Source organism: Limosilactobacillus mucosae, assembly GCF_013423865.1.
Taxonomy (GTDB): Bacteria; Bacillota; Bacilli; order Lactobacillales; family Lactobacillaceae; genus Limosilactobacillus; species Limosilactobacillus mucosae.
The window spans coordinates 262,822-275,748 of sequence record NZ_CP058954.1 but is presented as its reverse complement, the minus strand read 5'-3'; the positions used below and the strand labels follow the sequence as shown (position 1 = coordinate 275,748).

The 12,927-nt window shown below is 45.6% G+C and carries 15 protein-coding genes and 1 other annotated feature; of the genes, 1 reads left to right on the top strand and 14 read right to left on the bottom strand.

What is annotated here, in order from left to right:
* Window positions 1-50: 50 nt before the first annotated feature.
* Together rplL and rplJ are read right to left on the bottom strand one after the other, a co-directional pair.
* Window positions 51-416: a 50S ribosomal protein L7/L12 gene (rplL, locus tag H0G69_RS01225; protein ID WP_006500483.1), complete on the bottom strand. Its 366-nt coding sequence runs from the start codon at window positions 414-416 to the stop codon at window positions 51-53.
* Window positions 417-490: 74 nt separating this feature from the next.
* Window positions 491-997, bottom strand: a complete 507-nt coding sequence (gene rplJ / locus H0G69_RS01220) for a 50S ribosomal protein L10 (RefSeq protein ID WP_006500484.1) — start codon at window positions 995-997, stop codon at window positions 491-493.
* Window positions 998-1,025: 28 nt separating this feature from the next.
* Window positions 1,026-1,145: a sequence feature (ribosomal protein L10 leader region), on the bottom strand.
* Between the two features lie 320 nt (window positions 1,146-1,465).
* Between rplJ and H0G69_RS01215 the strand changes: the two genes are divergently transcribed.
* Complete coding sequence (locus H0G69_RS01215) at window positions 1,466-2,797, top strand: APC family permease (protein ID WP_180304992.1); 1,332 nt, start codon at window positions 1,466-1,468, stop codon at window positions 2,795-2,797.
* Window positions 2,798-3,578: 781 nt separating this feature from the next.
* On the opposite strand, the gene rplA is transcribed toward H0G69_RS01215, so the two are convergent.
* From rplA to H0G69_RS01155, 12 genes are all read right to left on the bottom strand, one after another.
* Window positions 3,579-4,271, bottom strand: coding sequence for a 50S ribosomal protein L1 (gene rplA / locus H0G69_RS01210; RefSeq protein WP_006500486.1), 693 nt, complete (start codon window positions 4,269-4,271; stop codon window positions 3,579-3,581).
* Between the two features lie 94 nt (window positions 4,272-4,365).
* Complete coding sequence (rplK, locus tag H0G69_RS01205) at window positions 4,366-4,791, bottom strand: 50S ribosomal protein L11 (RefSeq protein ID WP_033934284.1); 426 nt, start codon at window positions 4,789-4,791, stop codon at window positions 4,366-4,368.
* Window positions 4,792-4,935: 144 nt separating this feature from the next.
* On the bottom strand, window positions 4,936-5,487 hold the full coding sequence (gene nusG / locus H0G69_RS01200) for a transcription termination/antitermination protein NusG (protein ID WP_033934283.1): 552 nt from the start codon (window positions 5,485-5,487) through the stop codon (window positions 4,936-4,938).
* Between the two features lie 114 nt (window positions 5,488-5,601).
* Window positions 5,602-5,781 carry a preprotein translocase subunit SecE gene (secE, locus tag H0G69_RS01195; protein ID WP_006500489.1) on the bottom strand — a complete coding sequence of 60 codons (180 nt, stop codon included), beginning with the start codon at window positions 5,779-5,781 and terminating at the stop codon, window positions 5,602-5,604.
* A gap of 12 nt (window positions 5,782-5,793) precedes the next feature.
* On the bottom strand, window positions 5,794-5,943 hold the full coding sequence (rpmG, locus tag H0G69_RS01190; RefSeq protein ID WP_180304991.1) for a 50S ribosomal protein L33: 150 nt from the start codon (window positions 5,941-5,943) through the stop codon (window positions 5,794-5,796).
* A gap of 60 nt (window positions 5,944-6,003) precedes the next feature.
* Window positions 6,004-6,585 (bottom strand): RNA polymerase sigma factor, encoded by a 582-nt coding sequence (locus H0G69_RS01185; RefSeq protein ID WP_180304990.1) that lies wholly within the window; start codon window positions 6,583-6,585, stop codon window positions 6,004-6,006.
* A 227-nt stretch (window positions 6,586-6,812) separates the two neighbouring features.
* On the bottom strand, window positions 6,813-8,051 hold the full coding sequence (locus tag H0G69_RS01180) for an MFS transporter (RefSeq protein WP_180304989.1): 1,239 nt from the start codon (window positions 8,049-8,051) through the stop codon (window positions 6,813-6,815).
* On the bottom strand, window positions 8,041-9,351 hold the full coding sequence (locus H0G69_RS01175; RefSeq protein WP_180304988.1) for an alkaline phosphatase family protein: 1,311 nt from the start codon (window positions 9,349-9,351) through the stop codon (window positions 8,041-8,043). The genes H0G69_RS01180 and H0G69_RS01175 overlap by 11 nt, the downstream gene beginning before the upstream one ends.
* Window positions 9,352-9,417: 66 nt before the next feature.
* Window positions 9,418-10,164 carry a 23S rRNA (guanosine(2251)-2'-O)-methyltransferase RlmB gene (rlmB, locus tag H0G69_RS01170; RefSeq protein ID WP_180304987.1) on the bottom strand — a complete coding sequence of 249 codons (747 nt, stop codon included), beginning with the start codon at window positions 10,162-10,164 and terminating at the stop codon, window positions 9,418-9,420.
* On the bottom strand, window positions 10,154-10,567 hold the full coding sequence (locus tag H0G69_RS01165; protein WP_033934278.1) for a Mini-ribonuclease 3: 414 nt from the start codon (window positions 10,565-10,567) through the stop codon (window positions 10,154-10,156). Before H0G69_RS01165 ends, rlmB begins: the two co-directional genes overlap by 11 nt.
* 1 nt (window position 10,568) lies before the next feature.
* On the bottom strand, window positions 10,569-11,981 hold the full coding sequence (cysS, locus tag H0G69_RS01160; RefSeq protein ID WP_180304986.1) for a cysteine--tRNA ligase: 1,413 nt from the start codon (window positions 11,979-11,981) through the stop codon (window positions 10,569-10,571).
* Window positions 11,982-12,296: 315 nt separating this feature from the next.
* Window positions 12,297-12,905 (bottom strand): phosphatase PAP2 family protein, encoded by a 609-nt coding sequence (locus H0G69_RS01155; RefSeq protein WP_180304985.1) that lies wholly within the window; start codon window positions 12,903-12,905, stop codon window positions 12,297-12,299.
* Between the last annotated feature and the right edge of the window lie 22 nt (window positions 12,906-12,927).

Here is a 12,927-nt window from a genome sequence, read left to right as displayed (position 1 = left end):
AAAAAAAGACGACCGCATTGCGATCGTCTTTTTTTATTATTAAGCTGAGACTACTTAAGGGTAACAGTAGCACCTGCGGCTTCAAGCTTTTCCTTGATGTCGTTGGCTTCGTCTTCCTTAACGTCTTCCTTGACAGCGGATGGTGCGTTGTCAACCAGGTCCTTAGCGTCCTTCAGGCCCAGACCAGTAATGTCCTTAACAGCCTTGATGACCTTAACCTTTGCAGAACCTGCAGAAGTCAGTTCAACAGTGAAGCTGTCCTTAGCAGCAGCTTCGCCACCGGCAGCACCGGCAACAGCAACTGGAGCAGCAGCAGAAACGTCGAATTCTTCTTCGATAGCCTTAACCAGGTCGTTAAGGTCAGAGATTGATGCTTCCTTCAGAGAAGCAATGATAGCATCCTTATCAAAAGCCATGTTTATTTTCCTCCAATATTTCGGTTTATGCGCTTAGGCGCAGATCTTTAAATTTAGCGGGTACGCTGAGAAGCTTAGGCAGCTTCTTCTTCGCTCTTCTTGTCGGCAACAGCCTTGACTGCACGGGCAATCTTCCGCATTGGATCTTGCAGAGCACTTGCCAGCATGGACAGCAGGTCTTCGCGACTTGGCAGCGTAGCGTATTCGTTGATCTTGTCGAGGGTTTGAACCTTCTTTTCGATGAAGCCACCCTTGATTTCCAGAGCTTCGTGGTCGTCAGCAAACTTCTTCAGAATCTTTGCTGGGGCAATAGCATCTTCGTCAGAGAAGGCTACGGCCGTTGGGCCAACGAACGTGCTCTTCAGATCTTCGTAGTCCGTACCTTCAACGGCACGTTCCAGAATCTTGTTCTTGATAACCATCATCTTGATGCCAGCATCACGCAGCTGCTTACGCAGATCCGTAACTTCGGCAACCGTCAGACCACGGTAGTCAACAACAATGGCCGTTTCAGCGTTCGTCAGCATTTCGTTGACGTTCTTAACTGCTTCAGCCTTCTTAGCAATCGTTGCTTCGCTCATGAATTTCACCTCCTGCAATGTATTTTGATCGGATTTAAAAAAATCCCTATGACCGGCAGACATAGAGAAGGAACATTTCATTTCTTCCTCGGCAGGCATTAATTAAGGCTGGTGCCACCTGAGTCTTAGGCAGAGTCATATTTAATCAACTTTGTTAGTATAACAGGATTAGATCGAGATTGCAATAACATTTCTCCAAATTATTTTCAATCATAATTAGTTGCGTTTAATTTTTTCTCATGTTATTGTAAGCTTTGTAAATTTTTCCAGCGTCAAGAGGTGCGTTTAATGATTCAACACTATTCTAAAATCAATCAATCCTCATCCTCAGCTCCAATTTAAAAGCAGTTGAGGAATTTTGACGTACTCAAATCACCAGCAGCACCGAGTATGCTTAACTGCTTTAGAATTTTCTCTGCAGTTGAGCAGCTCGGTTTTTTGTTGGCAAAATGAATGGAGGATTTCTATATGGAAAAACAGCCACAAACAGAGCTGAAACGCTCGTTAGGGTTCGGCTCAGCACTTTCGATCGTAATCGGCACCATCATCGGTTCCGGCATCTTCTTTAAACAAGGTTCGGTCCTGGATAGTGCCGGATCTTCAACCATGGCCATCCTCGCCTGGGTTTTAGGAGGGATTATCACTTTAACGGCTGGTCTAACGATTGCTGAAATCGGTTCGCAGATGCCATATACTGGCGGCCTGTATGTCTATATCGAGAATCTTTACGGTCGCATCTGGGGCTTTTTAGCCGGCTGGATGCAGATTATCGTTTATGGTCCTGCAATCATTGCTTCTGTAGCAGGATTTATGAGTATTTTGATGGCTAATCTTTTCGGTCTCAGCTCCGCTTGGCGAATTCCCCTCGCTGTGATAACGATTCTTGCCATCGGTGCTATGAACATGCTGGAAAACCGCGTTGGGGCAGCATTTTCTGTAATTACTACGATTGCCAAAATGATTCCAATTGCTGCAATTATTATTTTTGGCTTATTTTGGGGACATCAGCACGCTTTTGGCCAGACGCTCAGTCAAGTACATCAATCGGCGGGCAATTTCGGTGTTGCTATCCTAGCAACTTTATTTGGCTATGATGGCTGGATTCTAATCGCCAATTTGGGTGGTGAAATGAAAAATCCACAAAAGCTGCTGCCTAAAGCGATCATTTTAGGAATCTGTGCCGTTTTATTGATCTATACCTTAATTACAATTGGTGTTCTCCGCTTTTTGCCAGTCCAAACGATCCACCGACTCGGGGAGAACACGACTGCCTATCTAGCGGTTAAAGCTTTTGGAACGATTGGCGGCAAACTTTTGTCCATTGGTATTATCATTTCAATGATGGGAACGATCAATGGTAAGATGCTGACTTTTCCAAGAATCGTCTATGCCATGGCTAAACGGCGCGACATTCCATTTTCTCGGGCCTTGTCTTACCTGACCCCTAAAGGAAAATCACCGGTTGTCGCAACGCTTTTCATTATTCTGTTGGCTACCATCATGATGCTGTTCTTTGATCCTGATCATCTGTCGGATCTATGCGTATTTACCGTCTACTGTTTTTACATTTTGGCTTTCTTCGGCATCTTCATTCTCCGCAAGACCAATGAAGCACCCCGTCCATTCTCCACACCGCTTTATCCTTGGATTCCAATTATTGCAATTGCTGGCGGCATCTTTGTCTTGATCAGCGAAATCATCAATGATCCAGCCGGTGTCATGCTTTTTGCCGGCGTGGTCGTAATCGGGCTGCCCGTGTTCTGGATTGTTAAAAAACTTGATCAATCAGCTAATGATTAATCGTGAATAACTAAAGAAGCGATCGTGTTTTACTCTCACGATCGCTTTTTGATTTCAGTTTCTTTTATCATATTATATTGCTTTCTAATTAATTCATCGATTTGTCAATTTTTTATCTTAACTTTTATGGTGGTTTAAACATAAGATCGCCCCGTTTTAAATGGACACCAATCCTACCTGATCAGCTAAGTGATGACTAACTATTTTCACAGCCCATTGGTATCAGCTCCATTCCTTTATCCCATGGTGAAGCTATTTTGTTACTGCTCGAATCATCTTAACCATCAGATACCACCTCGGTCGCTCACCTAAAATGACTAACTATTTTCACAGCCCATCGGTATCAGCTCCATTCCTTTATCCCATGGTGAAGCTATTTTGTTACTGCTCGAATCATCTTAACCATCAGATACCACCTCGGTCGCTCACCTAAAATGACTAACTATTTTCACAGCCCATCGGTATCAGCTCCATTCCTTTATCCCATGGTGAAGCTATTTTGTTACTGCTCGAATCATCTTAACCATCAGATACCACCTCGGTTGCTCACCTAAAATGACTAACTATTTTCACAGCCCATCGGTATCAGCTCCATTTCTTTATCCCGTGGTGAAGCTATTTTGTTACTGCTCGAATCATCTTAACCATTAGGCATCACCTCATTTGGTTGCTACCTTTGCTACATCTATATTATAACATATAATGTTAGCGCTTACATGATTTTAGACAAAAAAAGGTCATCAAAATTATTTGATGACCTTTTCAATTTTGAACCATTGGCTTAGAAACTAGCCAGGTCAATCGTTACGCTAGGACCAAAAGTCGAAGCTACCGAAACGTGCTTGATGTAAGCACCACGAACGGCTGCTGGACGAACCTTAACGATCGTTTCTTCAATCGTCTTCAGGTTTTCAACCAGCTTGTCCGTGTCAAAGGATGCCTTACCGAATGGAACGGCAACGTTGCCGTCACGGTCAGTCCGGTAGGTAACCTTGCCGGCCTTGGATTCAGAAACAGCCTTGGCTACGTCCATCGTAACCGTACCCGTCTTAGGGTTTGGCATCAAGCCCTTAGGACCCAATACCCGACCCAGACGACCAACCAGTGGCATCATGTCTGGCGTTGCGATGGCAACGTCAAAGTCCAGCCAACCGTCTTGAATCTTGTCAACCAGGTCTTGGTCGCCAACGAAGTCTGCACCAGCAGCTTCAGCTTCCTTAGCCTTTTCACCCTTTGCAAACACAACAACGGTTTGGTCTTTACCAGTACCGTTTGGCAGCACTACGGCACCACGCAATTGTTGGTCCGCTTGCTTCGTGTCTACGTTTAAGTTAAATGCAACTTCGAGGGTTGAGTCGAAGTTTGCAAAGTCAATGTCTTTTACTAATTGTACTGCGTCGCTGACAGCGTATTCCTTCTTGGAATCAACCTTCTTCAGGGCGTCTTGGTACTTCTTACCGCGATGTTTAGCCATGTTGATGTTTTCCTCCTTGCAAATGTGGTCTAACGGAGTGTATACCTCCCACTAAGACTGTTCACTTTCATGAATCAGTCCGGTACGAGAAAGCTTAGCCTTCAACGACGAAGCCCATGCTCCGTGCCGTACCTTCGATCATGCGCATCGCTGCTTCAACGTCAGCGGCGTTAAGATCTTGCATCTTAGTTTCGGCGATTTGCTTAACTTGATCCTTGGTTACAGTAGCAACCTTCTTCGTGTTAGGTTCACCGGAACCGTGTTCAACACCAGCAGCCTTCTTCAGCAGTACAGCAGCAGGTGGCGTCTTCGTAATGAATTCGAACGAACGGTCTTCGTATACCGTAATTACAACAGGGATAATCATACCCTTTTGATCAGCAGTCCGTGCGTTGAACTCCTTAGTGAAGCCCATGATGTTAATACCTGCTTGACCAAGTGCAGGACCCACTGGAGGAGCCGGCGTAGCGGCACCTGCAGGGATTTGCAACTTGACAATGTTAGCTACTTTTTTTGCCACGAGACAAAACCTCCTTAGTCCGTGTTGTGGTAATGATGGGGTAGTAAGATTTGCCCCTCCCACTGTATGCGTTAAATAGCATACTCGAGAAGTATACCACTAAATCACTGTTTTTTCAATAGTCAGCTATTAAAAATATCTTGATTATTCGACTGAATCGATTTGATCAAAGCCAACCTCAGCTGAAGTCAGCCGGCCAAACATTTCAATCTCAGCTCGCAGTTTCAGCTTATCATGATCGACTTCGGTTACCTTGCCAACCATGTCAGCAAATGGTCCAGCAATAATCTTAACCGTATCGCCGACTTTAACGTCAATATCAGTACGTGGTGCTTCTTCTGAGTCGTCCATCCGCTTTAAAATGCGATCGACTTCTTCAGGCAGCAGTGGAGTTGGCTTGGAGCCACCACCGTGAGAACCCAAAAAGCCGGTTACGCCTGGAGTATTCCGAGCGATGTACCATGCTTGATCAGTCATAACCATTTCGACTAAGACATAGCCAGGGAAAGTTTTTTCTTCAATTTCCTTAGCTTCACCATCTTTAACCTGACGAACCTTTTCTTCAGGTACGACAACCCGAAAAATATAGTCCTGCATTCCCATTGACTGAGCCCGGGATTCCAAATTGCTCTTAACTCGGTTTTCGTAGCCAGAATACGTGTGCAGCACGTACCAGCGCTTTTCAGTTGATTCCACGTTGTTCCTCCATTTTTGTAAAACCAAAAAAGTTCAAAATAAAAAACCCCGCCTAAAGCGAAGTCTCCTTAACCAAACAGCAGTATACCAGATTCTGTGCAATTTGACCAATAATTAGCCAACAATCAGCAGCATGAACTGGTGCAGCAGCCAGTCAATAATCGCAAAAAAGATAATAAAGAAAATCGTCAGCGAAACTACCGTAGTCGTGTCCCGCCGCGTTTCTTTAGCAGTTGGCCAGACTACCTTATGCATTTCAGCATTGACGTTCTTTACGAATTTTGTAAGTTTCATTGAAATCGTCCCTTATTTTGTTTGTCGATGCAAAGTATATTCACCACAGCGCTTGCAGAACTTGCTTAGTTCCAGACGCGATTCGCGATCAGGCTTGACCGTTATCGTATAGTTGCGCGCACCGCATTTGGTACATTCCAGTGCCGCTTTTTTCTGAGTCATCTGATGCCTCCAATTTTACCTGTCTAGCCTATCATGGACCCAGGTATAAAAGCAACTCACTTAAGCCTGCAAAGCCAAAATCAATTTCTTTCGACACCGTGATAAAGCGGATTGAATCGTACGCTGATGGCAGCCGAATTTTTTGCACAACGCCGGCATGTCCATAAACAGACTGGCTACTAAAACCTCACGTTCAAAATTTGAAAGATCGTAATCTAAAAAGTTTTCAAAAATCAAACGACAATAGATTCGTTCTTCCATTGACTCTTGACTGGCGATTGGCAGCTGATCACTCAGGCTCACCAGACAATCTGCCGGTATTCTCTTTTGGGCACGACACTTACGATACTGACCCTTGGCGAAGTTTTCCAGAGAACGATAGAGATAGTGGCCAAACGATGCATTCTGTTGATCATCATAATGTAAAACGACCTGATAAAGCAGCTGATACATATTTGCAAGCCAATCATGTAAAGACAGATCAGCTGGATGATATTTTTGCCATGCATAGCAAAAAAGTCTTTGATAACTAACGAACAGTTTTTGAATTGCCAGTGGATTGCCACTTTTTGCTTCGCGTAAAATTGCTTTTTCAGCGGCTGACGCTAGAAAATCAGCGTCACCGATTCTCGCTTTCGTCATTTTCTTCCTCTCGTTAGCAAATGGATTCGGGTTGCCTTGACTGATCAGTAAACTGATAAAAAAGCAGTGCACCTTTACCTGATGCATTGCCCCGGCGATTTCCGTCTAAGGTCTGCACCCCTGCTTGTTATTTTTAATATACATGATAAGTAAAACGGTTACAAGGCATAAATGTGCTTTCATATATTTACATTTATGCCGTTTTTACTTATAAATGGAAAGTGAAACTAATCTGAAGGTGCAGGCAGTCTCAAAAAGATCAAAAGCCCCACTGCAAATAAGACGGCCAATGAGGCAGCTCCCTTGGTTGACTCGCCCGTCAACTGCGTAACGATTCCAACCAAAACCGGACCAATAATTGCTGAAAACTTCCCCAAAATATTGTAAAAGCCAAAAAACTCGCTGCTGTTTTCTTTAGGAATCAGCTTGCCAAAATAAGAACGACTCAACGCTTGAACCCCGCCCTGACTAGTACCGACCAAAACGGCCAGCAGCCAAAAATCACGCAGCGTCTTTAAATGCAGGGCCTGCAGACAGATAAACAAGTAGACGCAGATCCCCAGCAATAGAGCCCGTCGTGTTGAAGTGCGATTGGCCAGCCAGCCATACCAGATTGAGAACGGAAAGGCAATCAGCTGCACGACTAATAAAACGACCATCAGCATGGTAGTATCAATCCCCATATCGGATCCAATCGAAGTAGCCATCGTAAAAATCGTGTCGACGCCGTCAATATAAAAGAAATACGCAACCAAAAACCAAAATGCGGCTCGATATTGCCGAATATGCCGCATGGTTTTTATCACGCGGGCAAAACTGGCGACAATCGGTTTTTGTTCTTTTGGCACGCTATAGCGCTGATGAGCATTTTTTAGAAACGGCAAGCCAAAAATGATCCACCAAAGGCCAGCCAAGATAAAGCTGAAGCGCGCAATTCCATAATCGTTCAGCCAGCCAAAACCATGACCCAGCTCAACTGTCAAAAAGATCAAAAAAGCCATAACCCCGCCTAGATACCCCATACCGTACCCAGTTGCTGACAGAGCATCGATTTGGCGATAGTCGGCCACATCGGTTAAAAAGCTGTCATAAAAAAGGTTGCCGCCTGAATAGCCGATTGCTGACAAAACATAGATGATCAGCAGCCATTGCCAGGCATTTGGCGATAAAACACCCAGAATCATCGTCATAATGATACCCAAGCCAGCAAACCAGTTCAGCCAGCGTCGTTTGGCATAAGGATAATCCGCCATTGCTCCTAAAAAAGGCGCTAAAAGCGAAACGACCAAAGTCCCCGCACTGTTGGCATATCCCCATAATGCCGTTGAGAGCGCGGCTGAGATCCCATTCTGGTGAGCAACGGCCTTAAAATATACCGGCAGGACTGCGGTTACGACCAAAATGCCATAGCCCGAATTTGCCCAGTCATAAAAGATCCATTGCCACTGCTGTTTGTTAAATTTCATGTTTCACTTCCTTAAAGATTCCTTTGATCGGCTTGCCGGCAGTTGGTCTGGGATAGCTTAAGCCAAGCAGCTCAGCAAAAGTTGGCCCTTCATCTACCAACTCAGCATGCTCAACCTGGGCTCTTTTTTTGATATCCGGTCCATAAAAAACGGCGGTCGTAAAATAGTCTGGCTTATCGGCCCCATAGCCATGCACGCCACGGTAGCGATCGCTTGTGCCCATCATTGACGGCAAGACCGATTCAACGACGGCCGGACGCTGGGCCTCATCAGTAAAGTACCAACCGGCTTTGGCCTCAACCAAAAACGTACAGCGCGGATCAGCCCCCAGTCTAACCGCCTGAGCACCGTCATAGATCTTCTCAATTCCCTTAACCCCAGCAATTTCTCGTCTGACCTCATCACGATCGATTCCTGGCCGCACATAGACGTAGGTTTCGCCATCGCAGGTTTTGGCCATTACCCGCCAATTGTTTTTAAAGGTTTGCTGGTTCTTAATCGGAGTCAGCCATCCTTTTTTAGCAAACAGCGTATTAAAGTGAATCATCTGGTTGACGTCAATCTGATAATGATCGCCAAGACAGACAAAATTGGTTTGCTCAAACGTTCCAGCATCCTTAGTTGCCTGAATCAGCTGACCGACTCTTTGATCCAAGCGCTGCAGTGCCTGTTTGGCTTGATCTGATCTTACGCCATAGCGATGCCGCATACTGTCCATGTCGACCAGATGAATCAAGGTTAGATCCGGCTTTTTGTGTTTTAACGTCCAGGATGCCATTGCTGTCACAAAATCATCCAGCCAGGGCTGCTTGATTCCTTTGCGCAAATGACTGAATTTATGATTCATCTGATACAAAAACCATGGTGAACTGGCTTTTAATGAAACCAGTACCTGATTGGTCCAGATTCGATTGGGAAAAATCTCAGCTACGTTCCAGTCGATGCGGCTGCCAGCAGTTACCGGCCATAAAAAGGCTGCTGTCTTCAGTCCCGCAAAATGGGCAACGTCATAAAGCGTTGCAGCCTTGATTTCTTTTCGCTGATACCAGTACCAATCTGGCGACTGCCTGGTCGGCTGCAGCTTGGTATTGTTGACGATTCCATGAACTGCCGGATATTGGCCAGTAATGATCGATGTGTGCGATGGATAGGTCAAAGTCGGAAAGATTCCACGAACTTTTTTGACCCAGGTCCCCTGTTCAATCAAGCGTGCCAGATTCGGTGTCAGCTCGCGCAGCTCGTTTAGATCGCGAAACCCCATTGAATCGAGAGAAATTACTACCAGTCTGCGTCGTTTCATAAATTAATCACCTCAATTTTTCAATAAAAATAAAACCGCAGTGTCAGCCAACACTGCGGCATGATTTTAAAGCGGATGACGCGAATTAAAGCCTTGGTAGATCAAAAGACTGGCCGCAACACTGGCATTCAGACTCTGAACATGGCCAATCATTGGAATCGTCAGCATCTCATCACATGTTTTTTTCAGCAGCGGCGAAATTCCTTTTCCTTCATTGCCAATTACCAAAGCAACTGGACCCTTAGCATCCCAGCGACGGTAATCAGTTCCCTGCATATCCGTGCCAAACAGCCACAGCCCGCGTTTTTTTAACTCATTGGCCGTCTGTACCAGATTGGTTACCCGCGCCACGGGAACATGCTCAATTGCTCCGGTTGACGTTTTGGCAACGACTGAGGTCAGACCAACAGAACGCCGCTTAGGAATGATCAGACCATGAACTCCTGCTGCATCAGCCGTTCTAAGAATTGAACCCAGATTATGCGGATCTGCCAGTTCATCTAAAATCAAGAAAAACGGTGCCTCGTCATGTTTTTCAGCGTTGGCAAACAGATCGTCAATCGTTGCATACCGGTAAGCCGCTATTGCCAACGCAACCCCCTGGTGATTTTGGTGATTGGTCATTTGATCCAACTTGTTCTTGGGGACGTTTGAAATCACCAAGTGCCGCTCCTTGGCCAATTTGACGATCTGACCAATAATATCGGCTTTCAAATCTTTTTGAATAAAGACCTTGTTGATTTCTTGATCAGATTTCAGGGCCATTACTGCTGGGTGACGGCCAATAATAAATTCTGGTTCATCAGTTTTCATGTTTTGTTCTTCCTGTTTCTACTTGCTTAATGCACCATTGCGCCAATTCATTGATTCGCTCAAACTGTCCTGACAGCTGCAGATAGCCAAACAAGGCTTCAAATCCAGTTGACATGCGATACGTCAGAACCGAGGTGTGTTTGGCATGAGTATAGCTGTTGGCATTGCGGCCACGCTTAAAATAGCTCCATTCATCCTCAGTCAAGAGATCATCGGCTTTCATCAGCTCAATCAAAGCAGCCTGCGCCTTGGCCGAGACATAGTGAGTGGCTTGATGCTGCAGACGATTGGGCTTGCTCATTCCCAGTGCCAATAGATGTTGACGAATAAATACCTCATAGACGGCATCACCCAGATAAGCCAGGGCAATGCCATTTAGTTGCTGATAGTCGGCTTTTTCCATTTTATTCCTTTCTGTAGCGCGTTCCTTGCGGGGTATCTTCCAGAATAATCCCCTGCGCCTTTAACTCATCGCGAATCTGATCGCTTAAGGCAAAGTTCTTAGCAGCCCGTGCCTGATTACGCTTGCTGATCAGATCTTTGATGGCTTGATCATCAATTTCACAATTAGATGTTTCCAAACGTACGCCAAAAATCCCCAGCAGCGTTTCCAGCTCCTGTTTAAGCGTCTTGAGTGCCTCAGCCTTAACGACCGGCTTTTGAGCATAGACGTTGGCATATTTGACCAGCTCATAGACCGTGGCAATTCCATTTTGGACGTTAATGTCATCATCCATTGCCGTAATGAACTGCTGCGTAAATGCCGCTACTCGCTGAGCAACTTCATCGTCATTGCCATTCTGAGCATCACGCTGGCGATATGTCAGGTTGTCATAAGTGTTGCGGATATGTTCCAGATTGTTTTGTGCATCCTGCAGATTGGCCTCGCTATATTGAATCGGCCGCCGATACTGAGTGGTTGCCATAAAGAAGCGCAACACCTGCGGATCAACATGCTTGATGATGTCATGCACCGTAATGAAGTTATGCAGTGACTTGCTCATTTTTTCATTGTCCTTGCCAATCGTGACAAAGCCATTGTGCATCCAATAGCGGACGAACTGCTGACCAGTCTCTGCCTCGCTTTGCGCAATCTCATTTTCATGGTGTGGAAACTGCAGATCCTGACCACCCGCATGAATATCAATCGTTTTGCCTAGGTAGCGCGTTGACATAACCGAGCATTCAATGTGCCAGCCAGGCCGTCCTTGCCCCCATGGCGAATCCCAGTTGATCTCACCTGGTTTGGCAGCTTTCCAAAGCGCAAAATCTAAAGGATCCTCTTTTTGCTGAATCTCTTCAGCTGTAATATGCTCACTGGCGCCGGTTTCCAAATCATCGATCGACTGTCCGGAAAGCTCGCCATAATGCTTAAACTTGCGCGTCCGATAATAAACGTTGCCATCTTTGACATAAGCATAGTCTTTTTCAATCAAGACCTTGATAAAGTCAATGATTTCAGGAATACTTTCTGTCGCGCGTGGTCGCTTGGTAGCTGGTTCTATATTTAAGGCGGCCGTATCTTCCATAAAGGCCTTGATAAACTTGTCGGCCAGCTGAGGAACCGTAATCCCCTGTTCAGCAGCTGCCTTGATCATTTTGTCGTCAACATCGGTAAAGTTGGAGACGTAATTGACCTGATAGCCTTTGAACTCCAAGTAGCGGCGTACGGTATCAAAAGCAATAGCACTGCGCGCGTTGCCGATATGGATGTAGTTGTAGACCGTGGGACCACAGACGTACATGTTAACAACTCCAGGGTGCAAAGGCTTAAATTCTTCTTTTTTACGGGTAAACGTATTATAAATAGTCAACATAACGCCGTAATCCTCCTTTAAAAGTAATTGCAATAACAGTATTTTACCACAATTCATTCCGATTCCTGGTTGGCGCATTAAAAATAAATTGTTAAGTCTTTATTCATACTTTTTTCATAAAAGGGTGCTAATATTACGGATGTAGTCAAACGAGATAGCTTGGCTGCAATCAATTTAACCGAAACCTATTATTTTTCAATTACTCCTCCCAATAGTAACCGAAAAATACACATTTTTACGAAATCTCCCCCAAGATCTTCGTAATACTCCTCAAGCAGTGGCTCCCCCGGCCGCTGCTTTTTCTTTTGCCTAATGCTAAAACAGCTTGGTCACCAGCTCAGCCAATGGTGCATACAATCTTCTTAACAGCGCCACCCAGCCGGCAGCCATCACCATCGTACTGAAGACATCGCTTGGGTAGTGAGCTCTTAAGACCAATCTGGATGCCGCAACCAACATTAGCCAGCCCAGGCCTAAGCTTCCTGTCCATGGCGTCGGCCAAAGTGCCCAGATCATCAGCACCAAAACCGTGGTTCCCAAAACATGTCCGCTGGGAAAGCTATAGCCATCGTCACCTGGCAGATGCTGGTCAGGCCGCTTGCGCTTAAAATACAATTTAACGCCAATCCCCAGCGCGTCCAGGCTGCCCAGCGTTGCCAAAACCCAAAACGCCGTGATTGAATCAGCAGTCAGCCATAAAACACCGGCTAAGACAAACGCATAGCCGACCGTGAGCTTAGGCTGGCCAATCCAAGCCACGCCGCGCCAAAAAGAACTGTTTTGCCGATTAGGTACCTGATCATGCAGTCTTTGATCCAAATGATAAAAAGCCGGCCAGTATTTTAAAGACCAGCTCATAAAGATCAAGGTCGCCAAGGCTGCCAGCATCTGCAGTGCATCGTTTTGTGCGGGAATGATTCGCATGTCTTCCTCCTTTTGGCCTCGC